Source organism: Streptomyces sp. WI03-4A, from assembly GCF_033792105.1.
In the GTDB taxonomy this organism is placed as follows: domain Bacteria; phylum Actinomycetota; class Actinomycetes; order Streptomycetales; family Streptomycetaceae; genus Streptomyces; species Streptomyces collinus_A.
Genome location: NZ_JARAUO010000055.1, coordinates 1 through 26,849, shown reverse-complemented (window position 1 = coordinate 26,849; position 26,849 = coordinate 1). Strand labels below are relative to the sequence as shown.

Annotated in this window: 18 protein-coding genes; 12 read left to right on the top strand and 6 right to left on the bottom strand. The window is 72.7% G+C overall.

From position 1 onward, the window contains the following. The first annotated feature begins 7 nt into the window (after positions 1-7). Entirely contained in the window at positions 8-1,186 is a 1,179-nt protein-coding gene (moeZ, locus tag PV343_RS36160; protein ID WP_319151276.1) for an adenylyltransferase/sulfurtransferase MoeZ, read from the top strand. A gap of 88 nt (positions 1,187-1,274) precedes the next feature. Here moeZ and PV343_RS36155 read toward each other — a convergent pair whose 3' ends face one another. The 3 genes from PV343_RS36155 to PV343_RS36145 form a co-directional block, all read right to left on the bottom strand. Beyond that, positions 1,275-2,837, bottom strand: coding sequence for an alpha/beta hydrolase (locus tag PV343_RS36155; RefSeq protein ID WP_319151275.1), 1,563 nt, complete (start codon positions 2,835-2,837; stop codon positions 1,275-1,277). Positions 2,838-2,958: 121 nt separating this feature from the next. After that, positions 2,959-4,503 (bottom strand): alpha/beta hydrolase, encoded by a 1,545-nt coding sequence (locus tag PV343_RS36150; protein WP_319151274.1) that lies wholly within the window; start codon positions 4,501-4,503, stop codon positions 2,959-2,961. An 86-nt stretch (positions 4,504-4,589) separates the two neighbouring features. Further along, positions 4,590-7,469, bottom strand: coding sequence for a lysylphosphatidylglycerol synthase domain-containing protein (locus PV343_RS36145; RefSeq protein ID WP_319151273.1), 2,880 nt, complete (start codon positions 7,467-7,469; stop codon positions 4,590-4,592). Positions 7,470-7,654: 185 nt separating this feature from the next. Between PV343_RS36145 and PV343_RS36140 the strand changes: the two genes are divergently transcribed. The 5 genes from PV343_RS36140 to nudC all read left to right on the top strand — a co-directional run bounded on the left by PV343_RS36140 (position 7,655) and on the right by nudC (position 18,266). Continuing rightward, complete coding sequence (locus tag PV343_RS36140; RefSeq protein WP_319151272.1) at positions 7,655-8,080, top strand: MGMT family protein; 426 nt, start codon at positions 7,655-7,657, stop codon at positions 8,078-8,080. 266 nt (positions 8,081-8,346) lie between these two features. Next, positions 8,347-11,955, top strand: coding sequence for an ATP-dependent DNA helicase (locus PV343_RS36135; RefSeq protein ID WP_319151271.1), 3,609 nt, complete (start codon positions 8,347-8,349; stop codon positions 11,953-11,955). A 113-nt stretch (positions 11,956-12,068) separates the two neighbouring features. Continuing rightward, the gene (locus tag PV343_RS36130; protein ID WP_319151270.1) at positions 12,069-15,692 is read left to right on the top strand and encodes a UvrD-helicase domain-containing protein; all 3,624 of its coding nucleotides are present in this window, start codon (positions 12,069-12,071) and stop codon (positions 15,690-15,692) included. 69 nt (positions 15,693-15,761) lie between these two features. Next, positions 15,762-17,165, top strand: coding sequence for a dipeptidase (locus PV343_RS36125; protein WP_319151269.1), 1,404 nt, complete (start codon positions 15,762-15,764; stop codon positions 17,163-17,165). A gap of 156 nt (positions 17,166-17,321) precedes the next feature. Continuing rightward, on the top strand, positions 17,322-18,266 hold the full coding sequence (gene nudC / locus PV343_RS36120; protein ID WP_319151268.1) for an NAD(+) diphosphatase: 945 nt from the start codon (positions 17,322-17,324) through the stop codon (positions 18,264-18,266). Positions 18,267-18,368: 102 nt separating this feature from the next. On the opposite strand, the gene PV343_RS36115 is transcribed toward nudC, so the two are convergent. After that, positions 18,369-18,611: a mycoredoxin gene (locus PV343_RS36115; protein ID WP_133920204.1), complete on the bottom strand. Its 243-nt coding sequence runs from the start codon at positions 18,609-18,611 to the stop codon at positions 18,369-18,371. A 226-nt stretch (positions 18,612-18,837) separates the two neighbouring features. On the opposite strand from PV343_RS36115, the gene PV343_RS36110 reads away from it, so the two are divergent. From PV343_RS36110 to PV343_RS36095, 4 genes are all read left to right on the top strand, one after another. Then, entirely contained in the window at positions 18,838-21,033 is a 2,196-nt protein-coding gene (locus PV343_RS36110; RefSeq protein ID WP_319151267.1) for an ATP-dependent DNA helicase UvrD2, read from the top strand. Between the two features lie 165 nt (positions 21,034-21,198). Continuing rightward, positions 21,199-21,516, top strand: a complete 318-nt coding sequence (locus PV343_RS36105) for a hypothetical protein (protein ID WP_078614792.1) — start codon at positions 21,199-21,201, stop codon at positions 21,514-21,516. A gap of 172 nt (positions 21,517-21,688) precedes the next feature. Then, complete coding sequence (locus PV343_RS36100; RefSeq protein ID WP_043476390.1) at positions 21,689-22,057, top strand: WhiB family transcriptional regulator; 369 nt, start codon at positions 21,689-21,691, stop codon at positions 22,055-22,057. Further along, positions 22,054-22,380, top strand: coding sequence for a hypothetical protein (locus PV343_RS36095; protein ID WP_319151266.1), 327 nt, complete (start codon positions 22,054-22,056; stop codon positions 22,378-22,380). The genes PV343_RS36100 and PV343_RS36095 overlap by 4 nt, the downstream gene beginning before the upstream one ends. A 101-nt stretch (positions 22,381-22,481) precedes the next feature. Here PV343_RS36095 and PV343_RS36090 read toward each other — a convergent pair whose 3' ends face one another. Together PV343_RS36090 and PV343_RS36085 are read right to left on the bottom strand one after the other, a co-directional pair. Beyond that, a complete protein-coding gene (locus tag PV343_RS36090; RefSeq protein WP_319151265.1) occupies positions 22,482-23,882 on the bottom strand; it encodes an ABC1 kinase family protein in 1,401 nt (466 codons plus the stop codon). Continuing rightward, the gene (locus PV343_RS36085; RefSeq protein WP_319151264.1) at positions 23,875-25,125 is read right to left on the bottom strand and encodes a TOMM precursor leader peptide-binding protein; all 1,251 of its coding nucleotides are present in this window, start codon (positions 25,123-25,125) and stop codon (positions 23,875-23,877) included. The genes PV343_RS36090 and PV343_RS36085 overlap by 8 nt, the downstream gene beginning before the upstream one ends. Positions 25,126-25,411: 286 nt before the next feature. On the opposite strand from PV343_RS36085, the gene PV343_RS36080 reads away from it, so the two are divergent. After that, positions 25,412-26,008, top strand: coding sequence for a M48 family metallopeptidase (locus PV343_RS36080; RefSeq protein ID WP_133920210.1), 597 nt, complete (start codon positions 25,412-25,414; stop codon positions 26,006-26,008). Between the two features lie 129 nt (positions 26,009-26,137). Then, a partial coding sequence (locus PV343_RS36075; protein ID WP_319151263.1) for a TerD family protein occupies positions 26,138-26,849 on the top strand: 712 nt, incomplete at its 3' end.

The following is a 26,849-nucleotide window of genomic DNA, read 5'->3' as shown; positions in this document are numbered from 1 at the left end:
AGTCCCCGTGTCGCTGCCACCCCTGGTCGAGCCAGCTTCTGAGCTCACCGTAGACGAGGTCCGCCGGTACTCCCGCCACCTGATCATCCCCGACGTGGGGATGGACGGGCAGAAGCGGCTGAAGAACGCCAAGGTGCTCTGTGTGGGCGCCGGCGGCCTGGGCTCGCCGGCGCTGATGTACATGGCCGCCGCGGGCGTGGGCACGCTCGGCATCGTGGAGTTCGACGAGGTCGACGAGTCGAACCTGCAGCGCCAGATCATCCACAGCCAGTCCGACATCGGCCGCTCCAAGGCCGAGTCCGCGCGCGACACCGTCAAGGGCATCAACCCGTACGTGAACGTGGTCCTGCACGAGGAGCGGCTCGAAGCCGACAACGTGATGGACATCTTCAGCCAGTACGACCTGATCGTCGACGGCACGGACAACTTCGCGACCCGCTACCTGGTCAACGACGCCTGCGTGCTGCTGAACAAGCCGTACGTCTGGGGTTCGATCTACCGCTTCGACGGCCAGGCCTCGGTCTTCTGGTCCGAGCACGGCCCCTGCTACCGCTGCCTCTACCCGGAGCCCCCGCCCCCGGGCATGGTCCCCTCCTGCGCCGAGGGCGGCGTCCTGGGCGTGCTGTGCGCGTCCATCGGCTCCATCCAGGTCAACGAGGCCATCAAGCTTCTCGCGGGCATCGGCGAGCCGCTGGTCGGCCGCCTGATGATCTACGACGCCCTGGAGATGACCTACCGCCAGGTCAAGGTCCGCAAGGACCCCGACTGCGCGGTCTGCGGCGAGAACCCGACCGTCACCGAGCTCATCGACTACGAGGCCTTCTGCGGCGTCGTGTCCGAGGAGGCCCAGGCGGCGGCCGCCGACTCCACGATCACTCCCAAGCAGCTCAAGGAGTGGATCGACGAGGGCGAGAACATCGAGATCATCGACGTCCGCGAGCCGAACGAGTACGAGATCGTCTCCATCCCGGGCGCCCGGCTGATCCCGAAGAACGAGTTCCTCATGGGCACCGCCCTCGAGGGCCTCCCGCAGGACAAGAAGATCGTCCTGCACTGCAAGACGGGTGTCCGCAGTGCGGAAGTCCTCGCGGTCCTGAAGTCCGCGGGCTTCTCCGACGCCGTCCACGTCGGCGGCGGCGTCATCGGCTGGGTCAACCAGATCGAACCGAGCAAGCCGGTCTACTGACCCCTCACCGACGCCCGGTGGTACTGACGAAGCCCACGGCTCCGACCTCCTCGGACGCCGTGGGCTTCGGTCGTCGAGGGGGCCGCCGTCATGAGCAGGCGGTGCCGTCCTTGGGTGCCCTGCCCTCCAGGAGGTAGGTGTCCACCGCGTTGTCCACGCAGTCGCTGCCGCTGCCGTAGGCGCCGTGGCCCTCGCCCTTCCAGGTGAGTTCGATCCCGACGCCCTTGCCGAGTTCGTCGGCCATCCGGCGGGTGCCCTCGTACGGGGTCGCCGGGTCGCCGGTGTTGCCGACCAGCAGGACGGGTGCCGCGCCCGGCGCGCTGACCTCGGGGGTGTCGTACTGGCCGGGGACCGGCCAGTCGTGGCACCAGCCGGCGGTGTCCCAGCCGAGGAAGTCCCCGAAGACCGGCGATATCCGCTCGAACTCGGGCAGCAGCCTCTTCGTCTCCGCGAGGGTGGGCCGCTGCCGGTCGTCCAGGCACGAGATGACCCGCTGGGCGTGGCTCGTCGTGCCGTAGTGACCAGAGGAGTCCCGCTCGTCGTACTGGTCCGCGAGCGCCAGCAGCGGAGAACCGTCGCCCTTCTCCGCCGCGTCGAGCGCGCTGGTCAGCCGCGGCCAGGCGGCCTTGGTGTACAGCGGCACCACGATGCCGGTGACCGCGAGCGTCTGGGTCAGTCGGCGTCCGGACGACGTGCGCAGCGGCTCGCTGTCGAGGCGCCTGAGCAGGTCCGCGATCTTCCGTGAGCCCTGGCGCGGGTCCTGCCCGGTGGACTTCAGGTAGTCGTCCAGGGCCCGCTGGAAGCCGCGGGTCTGGTTCTCGGCGTGGCCCACCGCGTCGGCGGTCGGGTCGACCACCGCGTCGAGGATCAGCCGGCCGACCCGCCCGGGGAACAGGTGGGCGTACACGCCGCCGAGCTCGGTGCCGTAGGAGATGCCGAAGTAGTGCATCGTCCGGTCGCCGAGCACCTGGCGCATCAGGTCCATGTCGCGTGCGGTGTCGGTGGTGGAGACGTGCGCCAGCAGTGCGCCGGCGGCCTTGCGGCAGCCCTGGCCGAAGTCGGCCGCGTCCCGCAGGTAGGCCCGCTCCTCGGCCGGGGTGTCCGGGGTGGCGTCCACCTGCTCGGCCTTCGCGATGGCCCGGTCCCCGCGGCAGCGCACGCCCTCGCTGGCGCCGACCCCGCGGGGGTCCCAGCTCACCAGGTCGTAGCGTTCGTGCAGCTTCGGGACGGTCGCCGCGTAGTACGGCATCATCGACAGGCCAGAGCCGCCCGGGCCGCCGAAGTTGAACAGCAGCGAGCCGATCCGCCCGCTCCCGGTCGCCCGGGAGCGCATGAGGGCGAGGCCGATCGTCGTACCGCCCGGTTTCGACCAGTCCAGCGGCACTCTCAGGGTGGCGCACCGCCACGCGTCGCCCGGCGCCGCCGAGTCCTCGGTGGCCTTGCAGGTGTGCCAGTCGGGCCGCTGCGAGGTGAGGGAGGAAGGGAGTGCCGGCGGAGTGGACGCCGGTGTTCTCCCCGTGCCCTTGCTCGCCGGACCCGTCCCCCCGGCCGCCCCCTTGCCCTCGTCGCGGCCGCCGCCCGACGAGCCGCCGCATCCGGCCACCAGCAGCGCCGCGGCGACGACCGCCGTCCACCGCAGGAATCGCGACATGCGCACGCACCCCCCTCGCAGGCCCTCCGCGTCGTGCCGCGGCGGGCGTTGACGCCATGGTAGGCGGAGCCGGCCCACCCCGTGACGGCCTGTGGATAACCCTCTGACCTGCGTATTCGAGCTAGGAGCAGACCGTGCCGGTCTTCGGCACCTTCCCGTCCAGCAGGTAGTCGTTCACCGCGCTCTGCACGCACTTGTTCTTGCTGTCGTACGACCCGTGCCCCTGCCCCTTGTACGTCAGCTCGACGGCGACGCCCTTGCCGAGCGCGTCCACCATCTTCTTCGCGCCCTCGTACGGGGTGGCGGGGTCACCGGTGTTGCCGACCACGAGGATCGGCGCCGACCCGGGGGCGCTGACGTCGGGATGGTCGGCGGCTCCGGGCACCGCCCAGTCGGTGCAGCCGAGCATGCCCCAGGCCATGTAGGTGCCGAACACCGGGGAGGCGGCACGGAATTCGGGCAGCTTCCGCCGGACGTCGTCGGTGGTGTACCGCGGCTTCTCGTCGGAGCAGTTGATGGCGACGTTGGCGGCGGTGATGTTGCTGTACTCGCCGTCCTCGCTGCGCCCGTTCATCGAGTCGGACAGCAGCATGAGGATCTTGCCGTCGCCCTCGTACGCCTGCTGGAGCCCCTCGGTCAGGTACTCCCAGAAGTCCTTGGAGTACAGGGACTGGGCGATGCCGTTGGTGGCGGCGGTCTGGGTCAGCTGGCGCGGGAAGACACCCGGGATCGGCTTCTTCTCCAGGTCGTCGAGGAGCTTGGCGATGCGGTCCTTGACCTCCTGCGGGGTGTCGCCGATCGGGCAGTCGCCCTTTGCCGTGCAGCCCTTCGCGAAGTTGTCGAGCGCGAGCTGGAAGCCCTTGGTCTGCCCGAGCGCGCTCTGCTCCGGGTCCTCGGTGGGGTCGACGACGGCGTCGAACACGGCTCTGCCGACGTGCTTGGGGAACAGGTGGGCGTAGACACCGCCGAGTTCGGTGCCGTACGAGATGCCGAAGTAGTGCAGCTTGTCGTCGCCGAGCACCTGGCGCATCAGGTCCATGTCACGGGCCGCGTCGGTGGTGCGCACGTGCGGCAGGGTCTTCCGCGAGTTCTTCTCGCAGGCGGCGTTGAACTGCTTGGTCCGGTCGACCAGCTGCTTCTGCTCGGCGCTGTCGTCGGGTGTCGCGTCCTGCTGGAAGTACGAGTCGAGCTGGGCGTCGCTCTCGCACTCCACGGGCGCGCTGCGGCCGACTCCGCGCGGGTCGAAGCTGACCAGGTCGTAGCGGGTGTTCAGGGTGGCGTAGTCCGCGCCGAAGGCCGGCAGTGTGCTGACGCCGCTGCCGCCGGGGCCGCCGAAGTTGAAGACGAGCGAGCCGATCCGCCGGCTGGGGTCCCCGGTCGCCTTCGCGCGGATCAGGGCGATGTCGATGGTGTCGCCCTTGGGCTTGCTCCAGTCCAGGGGCGCCTTCATGGTGGCGCACTGCCACTTGGCGCCGCTGGGCAGCGGGGAGGGGGAGGTGCCGCCGCCCTCCGCCTGGGACGGGGCCGGGCAGTCCTTCCAGTCCAGCTTCTGAGCCGTCAGATCCCCGGTCCTGGCGCCACCGCCGCCGCAGCCGGCCGACAGCGCGGCCAGCAGGACGGCGCTGGTGGTGAGAGCGACGGCACTCAGCCGGGATCGGTTGGCCATGCACCCATCCTCACGCCGCCCGCGCCGGGGCGCGCGGGACGCGGGCCGTTGGAGGTACGGCCCGCGACCGGGCTACCAGGGCCCGGCTACAGGGCGCCTCTGCGGGTGAGCTGGTTGAAGGCGAGCCAGCCCGGCAGCACCGGCAGCCACAGGGTCAGCAGCCGGAACAGCAGGACGGCCGGTGCGGCCACCTCCTTGGGGAGGCCGACGGCGATCAGACCCAGCGTGAGGCTCGCCTCGACCGCGCCCACACCGCCCGGGGTGGGGGCCGCGGAGCCGAGCGCGTTGCCGGCGAGGAAGACGACCGCGACGCTGGCGATGCTCAGCGAGGTCGAGCCGTCCCCGAACGCGCGGATCGAGGCGTCCAGGCACATCACGAAGCAGGCGGTCAGCAGCAGCATGCCGCCGATGCCCGTGACCAGCTTCTGCGGCCGCTGGAGCACGTCGAGCATGCGCGGCACGACACCGGCGAACAGCGACCTCACGCGCGTGACGACGAATTTCCGCAGGAACGGCACGGAGGTCACCACGAGCACCAGCACCGCCACCGTCAGCAGGCCGGCGATGACCGTCCGGGACGGCGACAGCGACGGCGTCTTCTCGGTGCCGGTCAGATAGCCGAAGGACAGCAGCATCAGGATGTGGCAGCCCAGACCGAACAACTGCGACGCGCCCACGCTCGCCACCGCGAGCCCCGGGCGCACCCCCTGGCGCTGCAGGAAGCGCGTGTTCAGGGCGACACCGCCGACCGCCGCCGGTGCCACGATCTTCACGAAGGACCCGGCGACCTGGGCCCCGACGGTCCGCGGGAACGGTACCCGCTCGGGCACGAACCCGAGCAGCGCCATGGCCGCGGCCACGTAGCTGAGCGCGGAGAACAGCACGGCGGCGGCCACCCAGCCCCACTGGGCCTGCGAGAACAGCGTGCCGAACTGGATGTGCGTGAGCTGCGTGAGCAGGTAGTACGCGCCGATCGCGCCGGCGATGAAACTGATGAGCGTGCGCGGACGCACCCGCTCCAGACGCGCCGGCTCCACCGGTGCCTGGGGCCTGATCCGCAGCACCTGGTGCCGGATCTGGGTGAGCAGATCCTCCTCGCGGGCCTCGTCCAGCGCTTCGTCGAGGGCCCGCTTCTCAGCGCGCTGCTCGGCACGGACCGTCTTCTTGTCGGGCTTCTCCAGCACCGGGCCCGTCTCGGACGCCTCGTCGAGACGCGCCTGCTTGGCCTGCCGTGAGGCCTCCAGCACCGCCTCGCGCTCGCGCTGCGCCCGCTCCCGGCCCAGTCGGCGCAGCGTCGCGCGCGTGGAGCGCGTCAGCGCGATGGGCTGCAGCATCGGCAGGCAGTCGGCGACGGCGTCCGGGCCGAGCACACCGACGGCGGAGGCCACGGCGCGCTCGGCGCCCACCCGCAGGCCGAGGGTGGTGACCAGCTGGGCCACGTCCATGCGCAGCAGCAGGTCACCGGCCGCGATCTCGCCGCCGCGCAGCTCGGTGAGGATCACCCTGCCGGAACGATCCACCAGGATCGCGTCACCGGCCAGCCGGCGGTGCGCGATCCGCCGCGACTGCAGCGCCCGCGCCTGGTGCCAGGTGTTACGCAGCAGCTCGTCGGTGATCTCCTCGTCCGCCAGCGAGTCCAGCGTGCGACCGCCGGTGTGCTCGTAGACGAGCATCACCGCGTCGGGGCCCAGCTCGGAGGTGGCGATCAGCTTGGGCGCGTTGGCCCCCGCCGCGATCGCCGCGTACGCCAGCAGCGCCTCCTGCTCCAGCGCCTGGCGCAGCGACTGGAGGCTGGAACGGGTCGCGAAGCCGCGCAAGGTCAGGTTGCGCCAGGCCCGGTAGAAGAACCCCTGGGCCTGCTGCTCCCGGTCGACGACCGTGACGTCCAGCGGAGGGCCGTCCTCCAGAGTGACGAAGTAGCGCCGGCCCCGGTCGCCGTTCTCCGTCTCCACGGTCTCCTCGCGGGCGGCGGAGACGGGGTGGAATCCGACGTGCCTGAGGCCCGCCATGAGGGTCTGCCCGGTGGGGCGCACGTTGGGCGAGCCGACCGCGTACAGGGTGCCGTAGGCGACGGTCCAGCCGATCAGGACCGTCAGGATGATCGAGAACGGTGTCGTGTAGCCCGTGACCAGCATCGAGAACGCGTCGAGCATCAGCACGATCCACAGCACCGCGCGCCATCGGGGTCTGCGGGACATGCCGACGGCCGTCATGTACGCGATGACCGGCGCGAGATAGCCGTGGACCGGGTCGGTGAGGGCGTGGATGTCCCCCGGTGAGGGCTGGGTGAGCGCCTCCTGGATGGAGTCCGGGGCGGCCCTCGCCACCCACAGGTCGGTGGCGAGGGTCACCCCGTGCGCGAGGACGGCCGCCAGGACGCCGTCGGCGATCCGCAGCCCGTCGCGTTTGATCAGCCGTTCGATCGCGAAGGCGACCGGTACCAGCAGGATCGCGATGCTGGACGCCAGCCCCGCGATCTTGATCAGCAGGTCGGGTGCCTGTCCGGTGCCCTTGTTGATGTCCTGTTCGAGGCCCGAGGTGGTGCCGTGCGCGAACGCGGCGATCGCGAGCAGCACGACGATGGCGAGGACGCCGACGAGCAGCCGCATGAGGTCGGAGGGGCGGTGCACGCGCGCGGGGAGCAGTGGTTCGTCGCCCTCCACCGCGTCCGCGTGCTGATCGTCGCCGCGGTCCTCGGGGGCTCCGCCGTCCTCGGGCGCACCGCCGTCCTCACCCGCGGGCCTGGCGGCGTCCCGGCCCTTGCCGCCGGAACCGTCCGTTCCCGCGGTCCCGGCACCGTCCGCGCCCCCGGCGTCCTCCGCGCGGGTGCCGTTCTCCTCCGGCGCGCGCGTGCCTTTCTCATCCGCCGTGCCGGTGTCGTCCCGGTTCGAGCGGGCGGCGTCGGGACGCGCGGGAACGTCAGGGGTGCCCTCCGCGCCTTCGGGGTGCACGCCCTGCTGCTTCATGGTCTCTTCTTGGTCTCGTATCACCGGTCACCGCCCGCACGATGGTGGCATGCCCCACCGGCCCGCGGGGGCATCAGGGTGCGGATGCGCGGGCGGACAGTCTGCCGGAAGCACCGCCCGAGGGCGAGTGGGCCTGTCGCGGCTTCGCCGTCCCGTTGTCGGTGGGGTGCGGCAGGATGGGGCGAATGAGCGAGCAGAGCCCTGCCGAGGACACCCGCGAGGGGTACGCCGACGCGCTGCCGGAGTACGCCGAGAGGGTCCTGGAGGTGGCCGAGCGGATCCCGCCCGGGCACGTCATGACGTACGGCGACGTCGCCGAGTGGCTCGACGGCGAGACCGACGACGTCGGCGAGACCGGCGGGAGACGGCGCGTGGGGCCGCGCCAGGTCGGCCGGGTGATGTCCCTCTACGGGAGCGCCGTCCCCTGGTGGCGCGTGGTGCGCTCCGACGGGGTGCTGCTGCCCGGCCACGAGCTGCGCGCCCTCGCCCACTACCGCGCGGAGGGCACGCCCCTGAAGGAGGCGGCCAGGAGCGCCGAGGGCCATGTGCCGCGCCTCGACATGAGACGGGCCCGCTGGGACGGCGACGCGGGTGTGGAGGGTCACACCTGACAGCTTCCGCCATCGTGCGCCGGGGAGGGGAGCCTGTGGCCCGTACGAGGGACACCGGGGACCCCCGCGGCATGACGTACGTTCGTGAGGTGAGGGACTCACGTGACGCGGGGGCCACGAGGGCCGCGAGGGAAGAATCGGAAGCCCTGCTTCCGTCCGGTGCGGCGGCGTAGCGTCGGCTGCACGTGCCCCCCTCACCCCGCGGCCACCGCCTCGCACGCGTGACCGCCTGCCCACCAGCACAACCACCAGGACCGGCGAACCACGTGAGCTCCTCTTTCTCCACCAGGCGCCTGCCGCACCCCCCGGTGCGGCAGGGCGCACGTGGCGCTTACCGACTCGTCCGGACCCCGCCGCCCGAGGTGGACCCCCCTCCTCTGGACGCGGCACAGCGCGCCGTGGTTGACCACAAGACAGGACCACTTCTGGTCCTCGCTGGTCCCGGAACCGGCAAGACCACCACGCTGGTGGAGTCCGTCGCCGCGCGCATCGCCGCCGGCGGGGACCCGCAGCGCATCCTCGTGCTGACGTTCAGCCGCAAGGCCGCCGTCGACCTGCGCGACCGCATGGCCCTGCGCATCGGCGCCGTCCGTGCCCCCCGGGCCACCACCTTCCACTCGTACTGCTACGCTCTGGTCCGCGCCCACCAGGACAGCGGCCTGTTCACGGAACCGCTGCGCCTGCTGTCCGGCCCCGAGCAGGACGTCGCGGTCCGGGAGCTGCTGGCCGGGCAGCCCGACCTGGAGCGGCTCGGCCTCACCTCCGTGCGCTGGCCGGACGAGCTGCGCGCCTGCCTGACCACGCGCGGCTTCGCCGACGAGGTACGCGCCGTCCTCGCCCGCAGCCGAGAGCTCGGCCTCGGTCCCGGCGCGCTGGACGCCTTCGCCCACCGCATCGGCCGCCCCGACTGGCGCGCCGCCGCCGCCTTCCTCGCCGAGTACCTCGACGTCCTCGACCTCCAGGGCGTCATCGACTACGCCGAACTCGTCCACCGGGCGGTGCTGCTCGCCCAGCGCCCCGAGGTCGCGGCCCGGCTCGCCGGCCAGTACGACGCGGTGTACGTCGACGAGTACCAGGACACCGACCCCGCCCAGGTACGCCTCCTGCGCGCCCTGGCCGGGGGCGGACGCACCCTGGTCGCGCTCGGCGACCCCGACCAGTCGATCTACACGTTCCGGGGCGCCGACGTAAACGGCATCCTCGAGTTCCCGGCCGTCTTCCCGCGCGCGGACGGCCGCCCTGCCCCTGTCGAGGTGCTGCGCACCTCCCGCCGCTCCGGCGCCGCCCTGCTGGCCGCCACCCGCCTGATCACCCAGCGCATGCCGCTGTCCCGGCTGCCCGCCGACAAGGTCCGCGCCCACCGCGAGCCCGCGCCCGTACGCGACGGCGGCCGCGTCGAGGTCTACACGTACCCGACGTCCGGCACGGAGCTGGACAACGTCGCCGACATCCTGCGCCGCGCCCACCTGGAGGACGGCGTCGCCTGGAACGACATGGCCGTCCTCGTGCGCGCAGGCTCCCGCAGCATCCCGACGCTGCGCCGCGCGCTCACCGCGGCGGGCGTCCCCCTGGACATCGACGGCGACGACCTGCCCCTGCGCCACGAGCCGGCGGTCGCACCCCTGCTGACGGCTCTCAGGGTGGTCGCCACGGCCGAGGCCGCCCAGCGACCGGTCGACGCGGCCGCGGAGCCCACGGCGGACGCCGACCGACAACGGGACGACGACGCCGCCGGTAACGCGGACCCCGTGCCGGACGCCCTGGGGCTGCCCGGCGAGCCGGCCGAGCCGGGTGCGACCGGCGACTCCGGCGACTCCGGCGACTCCGACGACTCCGGTCACTCCGGTGACTCGACTGACTCCGGTGACTCAGGCGGAACGACCGAGCCCGGCGGCCCCGAGCAGGCATCGACCGACGGAACCGTCCCCGGCGACGGCACCGGCACCGGCGCACCCCCCGAACCGCACCCCTCCGCCCACGAGCCGGCCGGTGCCCGTACACCCTGGCTCGACGCCGAGACCGCTCTCACCCTGCTCGCCTCCCCCCTCGCCGGCATGGACACCGCCGACCTGCGCCGCCTCGGACGCGCCCTGCGCGAGGAGGAGCGGGCCGCCGGGAACCCGCTGCCGCCGCCCTCCGACGAGCTCCTCGCCCAGGCTCTCGCCGAACCCGAGCGCCTGGTGACGCACGACCCGGCCTACGCGCGCGGGGCGCAGCGCCTCGGCGCGCTGCTTCGCAAGGCCCGCGAGCGCCTCGCCGGCGGCGGTACGGCGGAGGAGGCGCTGTGGGACCTGTGGGAGGGCACGCCCTGGCCCACCCGCCTGGAGCGGGCCGCCCGGCGCGGCGGCGCGGCCGGCCGCAACGCGGACCGCGACCTGGACGCGGTGTGCGCGCTGTTCGCCACGGCCGCGCGCGCGGAGGAGCGCACCGGCGGCCGCGGCGCCCTGAACTTCCTGGAGGAGATCGAGGCCCAGGACATCGCCGCCGACACCCTCACCCGCCGTGCCGTACGCCCCGACGCCGTCCGTCTGATGACCGCGCACCGCTCCAAGGGCCTGGAGTGGCGGCTGGTCGTCGTCGCCGGCGTCCAGGAGGGCCTGTGGCCCGACCTGCGCCGCCGCGGCTCCCTGCTGGAGGCGGACCGCATCGGCCGGGACGGCCTCGCCGAGCCGCTGACCCCCGGCGCGCTGCTCGCCGAGGAGCGCCGCCTGTTCTACGTGGCCGCCACGCGCGCGCGTGAGCGCCTCGTCGTCACCGCCGTGAAGGCACCGGCCGACGACGGCGACCAGCCGTCCCGTTTCCTGACCGAGCTGGGCGTCGAGCCCCGCGACGTCACCGGCCGCCCCCGCCGCCCGCTGTCCGTGGCCGCGCTCGTCGCCGAACTGCGCGCCACCACCGTCGACCCGAACGCCTCGGACCGGCTGCGCGAGGCCGCCGCCCGCCGCCTGGCGAGGCTCGCCGCGCTCGCCGACGAGGACGGGCGCCCCCTGGTGCCGTCCGCGCACCCCTACCGCTGGTGGGGCATGTTCGAGCCGACCGAGAGCAAGGTGCCGCTGCGCCACCGCGACCAGCCCGTCGTGCTCTCCGGCAGCGCCCTCGACCAGCTCGCCAACACGTGCTCCCTGCAGTGGTTCCTCGGCCGGGAGGTGAAGGCCGACGCGCCCGCCACCACCGCCCAGGGCTTCGGCAACGTCATCCACGTCCTCGCCGACGAGGTCGCCTCCGGCCGTACCCCCGCCGACCTCGACGTCCTGATGGAACGCCTGGACTCGGTGTGGAACGCGCTCGCCTTCGACGCGCCCTGGAAGTCGGCGCAGGAGAAGGACAACGCGCGCGTGGCGCTCGAACGCTTCCTGAACTGGCACGTCCTCAACCGCACCGGCCGCACCCCCGTGGTCAGCGAACAGGACTTCGACATCACCCTCGAAGCGGGCGACTACCAGGTCCGCATCCGCGGCCAGATGGACCGCGTCGAGGCCGACGCCGAGGGCCGCGCCTACGTCGTCGACTTCAAGACCGGCAAGCAGGCACCCAGCGCCGCCGAGGTGGCCCGCCACCCGCAGCTCGCCGTCTACCAGCTCGCCGTGAGCGAAGGCGCCGTCGACACCGCCTTCGACGGCGCGCGCCCCGGCCCCGGCGGTGCCGAACTCGTCCACCTCAGACAGGGCGCGGCCAAACGGGACGGCGGCGAGAGCCTGCCCAAGGTGCAGACCCAGGAGCCGCCGGCGGGGGAGTGGGTCGGTGAGCTGCTGGCCACCGCCGCCGGAAAGGTCCTCGACGAACGGTTCACCCCCACCACCGGCCAGCACTGCACCCACTGCGCGTTCCGCGCCTCCTGCAGCGCGCGCCCCGAGGGCCGGCACGTGGTCGAGTGACCCGCCCACCGGCAGGGTGACGTACGGCACCACGTGCGCTGACCTGCGCATCCGCCGCCCCGACCGGTCCAGCCGTGCCCGACTGTCAGTGCCCGCCACTAGCCTGTGACGACATGCCCGCCCGTATCAGCGACCCCGAGCAGCTCAAAGAGCTCCTCGGCATCCCCTTCACCCCGGAGCAGACGGCCTGCATCGTCGCGCCGCCCGCCCCGCAGGTCATCGTGGCCGGAGCCGGGTCGGGCAAGACCACCGTCATGGCCGCCCGGGTCGTCTGGCTGGTCGGCACCGGGCAGGTCGCCCCCGAACAGGTCCTCGGCCTGACCTTCACCAACAAGGCGGCCGGTGAGCTCGCCGAACGCGTCCGCAAGGCCCTGATCAAGGCCGGCGTCACCGACCCCGACGTCATCGACCCGGACAATCCGCCCGGTGAGCCGGTCATCTCGACCTACCACGCCTTCGCCGGCCGGCTGCTGACCGACCACGGCCTGCGCATCGGTCTCGAACCCAGCTCCCGTCTCCTCGCCGACGCCACCCGCTACCAGCTCGCCGCACGCGTCCTGCGCGAGGCCCCCGGCCCCTACCCGGCCCTGACCCGCTCCTTCGCCGACCTGGTCAGCGACCTGCTCGCCCTCGACTCCGAACTCGCCGAACACCTCGTGGACCCGGCGCGGCTGCGCGCCTGGGACGCGGACCTGCTGCACGCGCTGGAGAGCACCAAGCTCACCAACGCCGACCTGCGCAAGGTCCCGGACACCGCCGCCGCCCGCCGCGAACTCACCGACCTCGTCGAGCGCTACCGGACCGCCAAACGCCGGCGCGACCTCCTCGACTTCGGCGACCAGATCGCCCTGTCCGCCCACCTCGCCGGCGTCCCCGAAGTGGGCCGGCAGATGCGCGAGGAGTTCCGCGTGGTGCTCCTGGACGAGTACCAGGACACCTCCGTCGCCCAGCGCGTCCTGCTCTCCGGCCTCTTCGGCGGCGGCACCGGCCACCCGGTCACCGCCGTCGGCGACCCCTGCCAGGCCATCTACGGATGGCGCGGCGCCTCCGTCGCCAACCTGGACGACTTCCCCGACCACTTCGCCCGCACCGACGGCCGGCCCGCCACCCGGCAGTCGCTCAGCGAGAACCGCCGCAGCGGCGGCCGCCTCCTCGACCTCGCCAACGGCCTCGCCGAGCCGCTGCGCGCCATGCACGCCGGCGTGGAAGCCCTGCGCCCCGCACCCGGTGCAGAACGCGACGGCACGGTCCGCTGCGCCCTGCTGCCCACCCACGCCGAGGAGATCGACTGGATCGCCGACTCCCTCGCCCACCTCGTACGCACCGGCACCGCCCCCGCCGAGATCGCCGTCCTGTGCCGCACGGCCACCGACTTCGCCGAGATCCAGGGCGCGCTCGTCGCCCGCGACATCCCCGTGGAGGTCGTCGGCCTCTCCGGGCTGCTCCACCTGCCCGAGATCGCCGACCTCGTCGCCGTCTGCGAAGTCCTCCAGGACCCCGGGGCCAACGCCTCCCTGGTTCGCCTGCTGACCGGCCCGCGCTGGCGCATCGGCCCCCGCGACCTCGCCCTCCTCGGCCGCCGCGCCCGCCTGCTGGTCGCCCACGCGCGCGTGGACGACGCCGAGGACCCAGACCGCCGGCTCGCCGAGGCCGTCGAAGGAGTCGACCCGTCCGAGGTGATATCGCTCGCGGACGCCCTGGACACCTTCCTCGAATCGCCCCTGAACGACGACGACGGCGACGCCGACGGACTGCCGTTCTCCCCGGACGCGCGCGTACGCTTCGCCCGCCTCGCCGCCGAACTGCGCGACCTGCGCCGCTCCCTGGCCGATCCGCTCATGGACGTCCTGCACCGCGTCCTCGCCGTCACCGGCCTCGAGGTCGAGCTGTCGGCGTCCCCGCACGCGCTCGCCGCCCGCCGCCGCGAGACCCTGTCCAACTTCCTCGACATCGCCGCCTCCTTCGCCGCCGGCGACGGCGAGGCCACCCTTCTCGCCTTCCTCGGTTTCCTGCGCACCGCCGCCCAGTACGAGAAGGGCCTCGACAACGCCCTGCCCGGCGGCGAGAACACCGTCAAGGTGCTCACCGCGCACAAGTCCAAGGGACTGGAGTGGGACGTCGTCGCCGTCCCCGGACTGGTGACCGGCACCTTCCCCAGCGCCCAGGGCCGCGAGAAGTGGACCGCGCAGGCCAAGGTGCTGCCGCACGCCCTGCGCGGCGACACCGTCACCCTCCCTGACATCGACTCCTGGGACTCTCGCGGCATGAAGGCCTTCCACGAGGCCATGAAGGAACACCAGCACACCGAGGAGCTGCGCCTCGGCTACGTCACCTTCACCCGCCCCCGCTCCCTCCTGCTCGGCTCCGGTCACTGGTGGGGACCCAGCCAGAAGAAGCCGCGCGGCCCCTCCGACTTCCTCCAGGCCCTGTACGACCACTGCGCCGCCGGGTACGGCGAGATCGAGGCGTGGGCCGACGAGCCCGCCGAGGACGAGGAGAACCCGGCCCTGCACACGGCCACCGCCGACCAGGTGTGGCCGCTCCCCCTGGACGAGGCGGCTCTCGCCCGCCGCCGCGCGGCGGCCGAGACCGTCCTCACCCACCTCGACACCCTCGCCGCCCACCAGGACGCCCCGGCGCCCGCCACCCACGACCCGGCCGCCTTCGCCGACCCGGACTGGCCGGCGCCGACGGACGACGACGAGCCGTACGGCGAGGAATCCCCCTACGACGACGAGCCGTACTCCGACGACCAGTACGACGACGAGCCGTACGGAGAAGACGCGTATGAGCAAGCTCCCCGCGGCGACGACCCGTTCGGCGACGGTGACCTGTTCGGCGACGCCCGCGACAGCGACCCGTCCGGCGACCCGGTAGGCGACTCGTACGAAGGCGGCCTCCCGACCGTCCCGCACCAGGCGCCCTCCCCGGGCGCGCACCCCGACGGCGGCGGACGCGCCCACCCCGGCGCACGCGCCCTCCGCCCGGCACCCCGGCTCCCCTCGCCCCTCACCCCCGAGGAGGCGCGCGCCATCGCCTCCTGGGACCGCGACCTCGACGCCCTCACCGGAGAGCTGCTGCGCGCCCGGCAGAGCACCACCGACGTACCCCTGCCGGCCACGCTCACCGCGTCCCAGCTGATGCGCCTGGCCGAGGACCCGGACGGGCTCGCGCAGGAACTCGCGCGCCCCATGCCGCGCCCCCCGCAACCCGCCGCACGTCGGGGCACCCGCTTCCACGCCTGGGTGGAGGCACGCTTCGAGGAACTGACGCTCCCCATGCTGGAGCCCGACGAGCTGCCCGGCACCGACGCCGAGATCGCCGACGAACGCGACCTCGAAGCACTCAAGGAAGCCTTCGAGCGCACCGAGTACGCCCACCGCACCCCGTACCGGATCGAGACGCCCTTCCAGCTCACGCTCGCCGGCCGGGTCGTCCGCGGCCGGATCGACGCCGTCTACCGGAACGGCGACGGGCCGACGGCCACCTACGAGATCGTCGACTGGAAGACCAGCCGCACCCGCGCCGCCGACCCCCTCCAGCTCGCCGTCTACCGCCTGGCCTGGGCCGAACAGCAGGGCGTCCCGCTCCACTCGGTCACCGCCGCGTTCCTCTACGTACGCGGCGGCGAAATCGTCCGTCCCGCGGGGCTGCCCGACCGGGCCGCCCTGGAGCGGCTGCTCACCGAAGACGCCCCCGACGACACCGAAACGGCACACCGGGGCTCACAAGTGTGACGAATCACCCTCCCAAGTGTGACGAACCGCCCGCCGGCGATGCCGGTGCGGGCCGATAGGCTCGTGAGCATGAGCCAGACCCCGGACAGCGCCGTCCGCACGTACATCGACCGGCACCGCGCCGCCTTCCTCGACGACCTCACCGCCTGGCTGCGCATCCCCTCCGTGTCGGCCCAGCCCGACCACGGTCCCGACGTACGCGACAGCGCCGACTGGCTCGCCGCCAAGCTCAAGGAGACCGGCTTCCCGACCGCCGAGGTCTGGCCGACCGCGGGCGCACCCGCCGTGTTCGCCGAGTGGCCCTCGGGTGACCCCCAGGCACCCACGGTCCTCGTCTACGGCCACCACGACGTCCAGCCCGCCGCCCGCGAGGACGGCTGGGACAGCGACCCCTTCGAGCCCGTCATACGCGGCAACCGCCTCTACGCGCGCGGGGCGGCCGACGACAAGGGCCAGGTGTTCTTCCACACCCTCGGCGTCCGCGCCCACCTCGCCGCCACCGGGCGCACCGCCCCCGCGGTCAACCTGAAGCTGCTGATCGAGGGCGAGGAGGAGTCCGGCTCCCCGCACTTCCGGGCCCTCGTCGAGGAGCACGCCGACCGGCTCACCGCCGACGCCGTGATCGTCTCCGACACCGGCATGTGGTCCGAGGACACCCCGACCGTCTGCACCGGCATGCGCGGCCTCGCCGAGTGCGAGATCCGCCTCCACGGCCCCGACCAGGACATCCACTCCGGTTCCTTCGGCGGTGCCGTCCCCAACCCCGCCACCGCGGCCGCCCGTCTGGTGGCCGCCCTGCACGACGAGCACGCGCGCGTGGCCGTCCCCGGCTTCTACGACGGCATCGTCGAGCTGACCGACCGCGAACGCGAGCTGTTCGCCGAGCTGCCCTTCGACGAGCAGCGGTGGCTGCGCACCGCCAAGTCGCGCGCCACCCACGGCGAGGCCGGGCACACCACCCTGGAGCGCATCTGGGCCCGCCCGACCGCCGAGGTCAACGGCATCGGCGGCGGCTACCAGGGCCCCGGCAGCAAGACGATCATCCCGTCCTCGGCCATGGTCAAGCTGTCCTTCCGGCTGGTCGCCGGCCAGGACCCCGACCACATCGAGAAGGCCGTCCGCGCCTGGGCCGCCGGCCAGCTGCCCGCCGGCATCACGCACGAGATCAGCTTCGGCTCCGCCACCCGCCCCTGCCTGACCCCGCTCGACCACCCCGCGCTGCAGTCCGTGGCCCGCGCCATGGGCCGCGCCTTCCAGAGCTCGGTCCGCTTCACCCGCGAGGGCGGCTCCGGCCCCGCCGCCGACCTCCAGGAAGTCCTCGGCGCCCCCGTGCTCTTCCTCGGCATCTCCGTCCCCTCCGACGGCTGGCACGCCCCGAACGAGAAGGTCGAACTCGACCTCCTCCTCAAGGGCGTCGAAACCAGCGCCTACCTGTGGGGCGACCTCGCCGAGAACTGGCGCCACGCCCCCTGACCGGAGGACGCCGGACGGGACGGCACCACGCGCGGGGCACACTGGGACAACCGCCCGCCCCGCACCGCCTTCTCCCGCCCGGCTGCCCTCCCGCCCCACCGCCCGCCGCACCGCCCGACCAGACGAACCGTTCCACTGGGGGAGTTGGAAGCACCCGTGACCATCCGGACCGACCACACCGCCGACCGACCCATCTCGCTGACCGCCCCGAGCGGCATCGACCGCGCCGCCCACCACCGGCTCGACGAGGCCTGGCTCGCCGCGGCGTGGAGCCACCCCTCGACCCGCTGCTTCGTGGTCTCCGGCGGCCAGGTACTCATCGACGAGACGCCCGACGGCCGCACCGAACTCGTCATGACCCCGTCCTTCGAGGCGCCGCTCACCGAGGCACACCGGTACTTCCTCGGCACCGACGACGACGGCGTCAGCTACTTCGCGCTGCAGAAGGACGCCCTGCCCGGCCGCATCGACCAGTCCGCGCGCCCCGCCGGCCTGCGTGAGGCCGGACTGCTGCTGTCACCGCGCGACGCGGGCCTCATGGTGCACGCCGTGGGCCTCGAGAACTGGCAGCGCACCCACCGCTTCTGCTCCCGCTGCGGCGAGCGCACCGTCATCGCCGCGGCCGGCCACATCCGCCGCTGCCCCGCGTGCGGCGCCGAGCACTACCCGCGCACCGACCCCGCCGTGATCATGGCCATCACCGACGAGGACGACCGCATCCTGCTCGGCCGCCAGGTCCACTGGCCCGAAGGCCGCTTCTCCACCCTCGCCGGCTTCGTCGAGCCCGGCGAGTCCATCGAGCACGCCGTGCGCCGCGAGGTCTTCGAGGAGGCCGGCGTCATCGTCGGCGCGGTCGAGTACGTGGCCAGCCAGCCCTGGCCCTTCCCCTCCAGCCTCATGCTGGGCTTCATGGCCCACGCCACCTCCACCGACATCACCGTCGACGGCGACGAGATCCACGAGGCCCGCTGGTTCTCCCGCGAGGAGCTGCACGGGGCCTTCGAGTCCGGCGAGGTCCTGCCCCCCTACGGCATCTCCATCGCCGCCCGCCTGATCGAGAAGTGGTACGGCAGGCCCCTGCCGACGAGAAGCGTCATCTGAGCCGGAGCCGACGGGAGAGGGCGCGGAAGAGGACACAACAAAGCGGCCTCTGGGGCACCCAGCCCCAGAAGCCGCCTCTTCCGCAAGCTCCGACCGGCCCGCCTACGCGGCGATCTTCTGCTTCACCTGGGCCAGCGACGGGTTCGTCAACGTCGAACCGTCGGCGAACAGCACGGTCGGGACCGTCTGGTTTCCGCCATTGGCCTTCTCGACGAAGGCGGCGGACTCCGGGTCCTGCTCGATGTTGATCTCGGTGTACGCGATGCCCTCGCGGTCCATCTGGCTCTTCAGCCGACGGCAGTAGCCACACCAAGTCGTGCTGTACATCGTCACAGTGCCCTGCATGTCTCTCGCGCTCCTCAGGCAGCTCGGGGAAGTCGTTCGGGCAGCACAACACGGACCGGACCCCCGGCATTCCCTCCTGGGGTATCGGAAGCGCCGCAGGGTCCCTGTCGGCCCTCCGGGCGCCGCCGTGCCGCCCACCCCACGAGAACCTCAGTCAATACGACCGCAAGCCCCCGCCTGTGGACAACCGGCGCAGCAGTCCCGGACGACCTGGCAGCATGGCCATGTGACACCAGCAACGCACTCCCCCCTCTTCCCGCAGGCCCCCGACTCGGCCGACGCGGTGCTCGAAGGGCTCGACCCCGAGCAGCGCGCGGTCGCCACCGCGCTGCACGGCCCCGTGTGCGTGCTGGCCGGAGCGGGTACCGGCAAGACCCGCGCCATCACCCACCGCATCGCCTACGGAGTGCGCGCCGGCATCCTCCAGCCGTCCACCGTCCTCGCCGTCACCTTCACCAACCGCGCCGCCGGCGAGATGCGCGGCCGCCTGCGCCAGCTCGGCGCCCAGGGCGTCCAGGCCCGCACCTTCCACTCCGCCGCGCTCCGCCAGCTCCAGTACTTCTGGCCGAAAGCGGTCGGTGGTTCCATGCCCCGGCTCCTCGACCGCAAGGTCCAGCTGGTCGCCGAGGCCGCCGCCACCCGCAACCTCCGCCTCGACCGCAGCGAGCTGCGCGACACCACCGCCGAGATCGAATGGGCCAAGGTCACCCAGACCGTCCCCGCCGACTACCCCTACGCGGCTGCGAAGGCCGGCCGGGACACTCCCCGCGACCCCGCCGAGATCGCCCACCTCTACGCCGCCTACGAGAACCTCAAGCGCGACCGCGCCGTCATCGACTTCGAGGACGTCCTGCTGCTCACCGTCGCCGTCCTCCAGGACCGCCACGACATCGCCGACCAGGTGCGTGCCCAGTACCAGCACTTCGTCGTCGACGAGTACCAGGACGTCAGCCCGCTCCAGCAGCGGCTCCTCGAACTGTGGCTCGGCGAACGCGACAGTCTGTGCGTCGTCGGCGACGCCAGCCAGACCATCTACTCGTTCACCGGAGCAACGCCCGACCACCTCCTCGACTTCCGCGCCCGCCACCCGGGCGCCACCGTCGTCAAACTGGTCCGCGACTACCGCTCCACCCCCCAGGTCGTCCGCCTCGCCAACGGCCTGCTCACCCAGGCCAGCGGCCGCGCCGCCGACCACCGGCTGGAACTCGTCTCCCAGCGCCCGCCCGGTCCGGACCCCGTCTACACCGAGTACACCGACGAACCCGCCGAGGCCGAAGGCGCCGCCCGCCGCATCCGCGAACTCATCGACGCCGGCACCCCCGCCGCCGAGATCGCCATCCTCTTCCGCACCAACTCCCAGTCCGAGACCTACGAGCAGGCCCTCGCCGACGTCGGGGTCCCCTACCAGCTCCGCGGCGCCGAACGCTTCTTCGACCGTCCCGAGGTCCGCAAGGCGGGCATCGCCCTGCGCGGCGCGGCCCGCTTCGGCGGCAACGACTCCCTCCTCGACGACGTCGTCGACCTGCCCTCACAGGTACGCGCCGTGCTCTCCGGAGAAGGCTGGACCACCGAGCCACCCGCCGGCTCCGGCGCCGCCCGGGAACGCTGGGAATCCCTGGCCGCCCTCGTCAACCTCGCCCACGACTTCGCGGCCGCCCACCCCCGAGCCACCCTCGGCGACCTCGTGGCGGAACTCGACGAGCGGGCCAACGCCCAGCACGCCCCCACCGTCCAGGGCGTCACTCTCGCCTCCCTGCACGCCGCCAAGGGCCTCGAATGGGACGTCGTCTTCCTCGTCGGCGTCGCCGACGGCATGATGCCCATCACCTACGCCAGGACGGACGAACAGATCGAGGAAGAACGCCGGCTCCTCTACGTCGGCGTCACCCGGGCCAGGGAACGGCTCCATCTCTCCTGGTCCCTGTCCCGCGCCCCCGGCGGCCGCCCCAACCGCAGGCCGAGCCCCTTCCTCGACGGCCTGCGCCCCGGCTCCGCCACCACCGCGGGCCGCACCGGACCCGCGGCCGCCGGAGGCGTCGAACGCGGCACCCTCGCACCGGCCACCGCCGCCCCCCGCCGCAGACAGCGCACCCCCGCCCGCTGCCGCGTCTGCGGCCGCAGCCTCACCGACGCCGGCGAGATGAAGCTGATGCGCTGTGAGGACTGCCCCTCCGACATGGACGAAGGACTCTACGAACGGCTCCGTTCCTGGCGCGCCGTCCAGGCGCGGCGGAGCGGGCAGCCGGACTTCTGCGTCTTCACCGACCGGACCCTGATGGCCATCGCCGAAGCCCAGCCCGGCACCACCACCGAGCTCTCCCGCATCCCCGGCGTCCTCAGCCGCAAGCTGCAACGCCACGGCGCCGACATTCTGGCCATCTGCGCAGGCCAGGACGTCGTGCAGGACGACGAGGAAGACTGACGCCAACTCGTCGAAAAAATAGTTTGCGCATGCCCCAGCGATCCCCATAGGTTCTAGGCACGGAAACGGCGGCCTTCTCGAAGGCGCCGATTCCGTGTTGTACTTGCATATCCGAACGGACTGGCTCACCCCAGTCCCCCAAGACGCCGAGAGGAGGCGAGTCCAGTGATCAGCATCAACACCAGCTTCATCAGCGCGGCCAAAATGACCGATCGCCCGACCGTCTCCACGTGCATGCTCGGCGCCTCGAACCAGGGCACCGGTCTGTCCGGCATTCGTGCCGTCCGTCCGGCGTCCTCCGTGTCTCTGGCGGGTCTTCCCGTCCGTGAGCGCAATGAGCGACCGACCAAGGCACTGGAAGCGGTAGAGGCACAGGCACATGCCTATGCCTTCGCGGCCGGTGCCGGATTCCGGAAGCAGACGACGCAGCACCACCTGATGTGGGCCTTCCGTGGGCCAGAACCCTGGAGTGATCCAGCCTGATCGCAGATCAGGCCGGCGCCTTCAGGGCCGCGGAACCCCATCCGGGATCCGCGGCCCTTCTGTTTGCCCCAACGGGCACGACAGACCGAAGGGGCCTCGGGACAAGAAAAGAACCCGGTACCAAGCCGCCCCCGGTCAACCGGCCGGAACGACCAGACGAGGAAAACCAACCGTGCAACTCGAAGCGCACGCCCCGTCCGTACCGCCTTCACGAACGATCCCCCCGCCCGGCCTCACGGAGGACTCCACCTTGACCCCCCTCACCGCGCTCACCGCGCTCGACGACGCCATCGAGAACCTCGGCGTACCCGTCCCCTGCCGCTCCTACGACCCGGAGGTCTTCTTCGCCGAGTCGCCGGCCGACGTCGAGTACGCCAAGTCCCTCTGCCGCACCTGCCCGCTGATGGAGGCCTGCCTCGCCGGCGCCAAGGAGCGGCGTGAGCCCTGGGGCGTCTGGGGTGGCGAGCTGTTCGTCCAGGGCGTCGTCGTCGCCCGGAAGCGGCCCCGTGGCCGCCCGCGGAAGAACCCGGTCACGGCATGAACACCGCAGGAACGATCGACCGCCCCCTCACGCACGACCCCAAGAAGCAGGCCCCGATGAAGCCGTCCACCAGCGAGCCCGCAGGCTCCGCGACCACAGACTTCGGCACCACCAGCGGCGCGACCGGTTCGCGCCAGAACAGGACCCGAGAGATGCAACTCATTCCAGAAGCCCTGGCCCGTGCGCATATGCACGAGCGCCTGCATGAGGCCGAGCAGGAACGCCGGGCCATCCGCCTGGCGACCGCCCGCCGTATGCAGCGCAGGGCGGAGCGCGCCTCGATGCGCGCCCGCCGGGCGCTCGCCATGGCCGTCATGCAGTAACGATCACACCTGAGAAGCGGTGGCCTCCCGGCCCAGGGAGGCGAAGACTCCCCGCGGGGGCCGGTCCGTCCGAACGGACCGGCCCCCGCGGTGCGTTGTGATCACGCCTCCGCAGCCCGCTCCTCCTCGACCGGACCTTCCTCGTCCGGCCCCTCTTCGACGAACTCGTCCTCGGTCGCGAAGCCGGGCAGCCAGTCCTCGAGTTCGTCGCGCAGCCGGACCGTGGCCCCCAGCTGACAGAGCACGCCGATGGTGCTGAGCGTCACCCGGTGTATCAACAGGTAGGCCGGCGGCAGGTTGAGCTGCTTGCCCAGCTGGTACGCGGGGGAGCGCGGGTCGGCGATACGGGCGGCCTGGCTGCGCATCCACGAGCGGGTGAAGGTGAACGACTCGACCCGGGCCGGCTCGATGATCGGCAGCAGGTAGTCGAGGACGGCGTCGGGGTCCAGCTCTATGGACTCCTTGACGAAACCCTCCTCGCACAGCAGCTCGTAGACCGTCTCCGCCTCGCCGTCCAGGGTCATCCGCAGCGAGATGCCGATCGGCGCCGGCAGACCACCCGGGAGCCGGTCGACCGTGCCGAAGTCCAGGACGCCGAGCCGCCAGTCGCCCTCGTCCTCCGGGTCCCCCGGCAGCAGCCGGAAGTTGCCGGGGTGCGGGTCGGCGTGCAGCAGGCCGGTGCGCGCCGGCCCCGAGAAGAGGAAGCGGGCCAGCAGCTGTCCGGCGCGGTCGCGCTGCTCCTGGGTGCCGTCGGTGATGATCTCGGAGAGCGGGATGCCGTCGATCCACTCCGTGACCAGGACCTGGTCGCACTGGTGCACCACGGCCGGGACCACGACGTCCGGGTCGTCGGCGAACTCCTCCGCGTGCGCGGCCTGGGCCTCGGCCTCCAGGGCGTAGTCCAGCTCCTCGGAGACGCGGTCCCGCATCTCCGCGATCAGCGGCTTGATGTCCATGCCGGGAATGAGCGGGCCCAGCAGCCGGGCGAAGCGGCTGAGTTGGTTCAGGTCGGACAGCAGTGCCTCGCCGGCACCCGGGTACTGCACCTTGACGGCGACCTCGCGGCCGTCGTGCCACACGGCCCGGTGGACCTGGCCGATGGAGGCCGCGGCCGCCGGCTTGTCCTCGAACTCCTCGAAGAGGTCGCGCCAGTCCGCTCCCAGCCGCTCCTCCAGCACCGCGTGGACCGTGCGGGTCGGCATGGGGGGCGCCGCTTCCTGGAGCTTGGTCAGCGCCGCGCGGTAGGGGCCGGCGACCTCCTCGGGCAGCGCCGACTCGAAGACGGACAGTGCCTGCCCGAACTTCATGGCGCCGCCCTTGAGCTCACCGAGCACCTTGAAGAGCTGCTCCGCCGTGCGCTGTTGCAGCTCCCGGCCGACGATCTCCGCGGACTCGCCCACGATCCGCTTGCCCAGCCCCCAGGTGGCCCGGCCTGCGAAGCCGAGCGGGAGCGCGGCGAGCTTGGCGGTCCGGGTGACCGCCTTCCGGGGAAGATCAGACATGCGCCCTCCAAGTCCCTGTCGGCCGCGCCGCGCCTGTCTCGCGTCGTCGCGGGGTCCGCGGCCCTTGCACCGCCATTGTCGCGCGCGGTTCCCCGTTCCCGGAGGAGTGCTCCCCCTCGGCTGCCTCCGCGGCCCCGCATGCACATGCCGGATGAGGCCACACGGGACGGGAATGCCAGGTCAGGCCGGGTAGGGAGGCCTCCCAGCGGGTGCCCGTGCCGGACGGTGATTCGCCGTCGAGGAAGGCGAGGGCGTGCGCGGCGGCTAGTCCCGCGACGGCCGTGGCGAGCGCCACGTCGCAGGCCCCGGCCCGGCGGGCCCTGCCGGACCGCCACTGGGCGACCAGGCGGGGCCAGACCGGGTCCCGGTCCGTGCGGCCCTGGTCCAGGCAGCCGGCGCAGCCGGTCTCGCCGGGCAGGACGAGGGGCCCGACGACGCCGGTCGCCTCCACGACGCCCGCGTACAGGTGGGGGATGCCGGAGGTCACGAGCGGTGCGGCGGAGAAGGGGTCCGGCGCGTGCACCGCGACGTCGTCCCGGGGAGTGAGGATCACCAGGGAGAGTCCGGGAGCCTCCGCGGGTGAGCGGGAGGAGCCGGGGGAGTCCTCGGCGCCGGAGGACGGGGCGGGGCGGGTACGGCGGGCGCGGCGGTCGGGGGCCGCGCGGCGGACCGCCGCCCGGGCCGCCTCGTCCCGGCGCTCGTGGAGCGACTCGGCGGGCAGGCCGCCCGGGGCCACGTCCCACGGTTCGACACGTCCCGCGTCGCGCACGTCGACCTCGCCGACGCCCGCGGCGGAGAGCACCGAGGCCAGCAGGGCGCCGACCCGTCCCGCGCCCCGGACCTGGACGCGCTGGGCGCGGCGGGCGGCCAGCCGGGCGAGCGCGTCGCCGGGTCCGGGGGTGGTCAGGGACAGCGTGGCGAGGTCGGGGCGCAGCCGGTCCAGGACGTCCGTCCGCTTCCGCAGCGTGTCCGCCGCCGGGCCGCCGCCGCGGGTGTCGTCGAGGAGTCCGGCGTGGGCCAACCGGTCGATCAGGGTGTCGACGTGGCCGTCCGGCAGGTCCATGCGGCGGCCCTCCTCGCGCAGCAGCGGAAGGCCGCGGGTGCCGTTGAGCAGGTCCAGGAAACCGCCCGTGGCGGTGTCCACCGGGCCGAGGGTCATCGCGTGCGCCGGAGTCATGCCGAACTGCACGGTGTTGAGGTCGCGCCAGCCGCGCCGCAGCGCGGGTTTCACCATCGGATGCATGTCGGGTCCCCGTTTGCCATGAATTGCCCCAGTGGTGTCAAACGTCGGTCGAGTGGGAGATTGTTCCTTTGCGGGTGGAGTCGGTCGGGCTCCGCCGGTGGATGCCAGGATGCCGGGCCGCGGCGGGCGGTGCGGGGCGTTGTCCACAGGCAGGGGATGATCGTCGTACAAGTCGGCCGGGCCAGTCCGACATATCGGTCGTACTAATCAGACGTACGGTGGGGTCTCGGCATCGAACCGCCCCGGAGCCGGGACTTCTGCGCTGTGCAGCGGGTAACGTCGGGGCGTGCCCGCCGACCCCCTGCACCGCGCCGGAAAGCCACAGCGCAGCACGACGAGCCAGCCGCCGAGCGGCTCGGGGGCGAGCGCGATCGAGGTCCGCAGGAGTACCCGGCGCCGCCGTACCGTCTCCGCGTACCGCGAGGGCGATCGCACCGTCGTGCTCATCCCCGCCCGGATGTCCGAGGCGGAGGAGCAGCGCTGGGTGACCGTCATGCTCGACAAGCTCGCCGCCCAGGAGAGCAGACGGAAGCTGGGCGATGCCGAGCTGACCGAGCGGGCCGCGCGCCTCTCGGAGCAGTACTTCGGGGGCCGGGCCCGCCCCGCCTCGGTGCGCTGGGTCACCAACCAGAACACCCGCTGGGGCTCGTGCACGCCGGCCGAAGGCAGCATCCGGCTCTCGCACCGGCTGCAGGGCATGCCGGAGTACGTCGTCGACTACGTGCTCTGCCATGAGCTGGCGCATCTGCTGGTGCCCGGTCACGGGCCCGGCTTCTGGCGGCTGCTGGAGTCCTACCCGCGCACCGAGCGGGCCCGCGGCTACCTGGAGGGCGTGGTGGCCGCCGACCGGCTGCCGCAGGTGCCCGGGGCCCGCGAGGAGTGAGCCGGGCGCCGTACGTCCGTCCCGGGACGCGGTTGTGTACCGGGTCTGTACCGGCTGCGTCCGATGTCGGGGTTTGCCGTTAGCCTGGCGCGACGCACTCGCATTCGGGATGGGGGACGGTCGTAACGCATGGCCAGGGAATTCCAACGCGGCCACAAGGCCAGGATCAGTGACCTCACGGCGGGCACGGATCTGTACGTAGGCGTGCAGATCACCGGCCCCGGACTGACCTTCGACATCAGCTGCTTCGGTCTGGACGCCGACGAGCGTCTCTCCGACGACCGGTACTTCGTCTTCTTCAACCAGCCGAAGTCCCCGGAGGAATCCATCCAGCTGCTGGGCAGCCAGTCGGGCGACACCGAGTCGTTCCGGGTGACCCTGGACCGGATTCCCTCCCACATCCGCAAGCTGTCCTTCACCGCGACCGTCGACGGCGCCGGGCAGATGTCCCAGGTGAGCCCCGGTTACCTGCGCATCGTGGCCGGTGGCGAGGAGGTCGCGCGCTACTCGTTCAACGGCTCGGAGTTCTCCACCGAGCGGGCCGTGATGCTCGGTGACCTGTACTTCAAGGACGTGTGGCGGTTCGCCGCCGTCGGGCAGGGCTTCGACGGCGGTCTGGAGGCGCTGCTGAAGAACTTCGGCGGCGAGGTGGTGGAGGAGGAGGCGCCCGCCGCACCGCAGCAGCCGCAGCAGCAGCCGCAGCCGCAGCCGCAGCAGCAGCCGCAGCCGCAGCAGCAGCCGCAGTCCGGCGCCGCCCCCGGCTTCGCCCCGCCCGCCCAATCCGGCCCGCCGCCCGCGTTCGCCGCCCCGGCCGCCCCCGCTCCCGCCCCGGTGCCGCCGC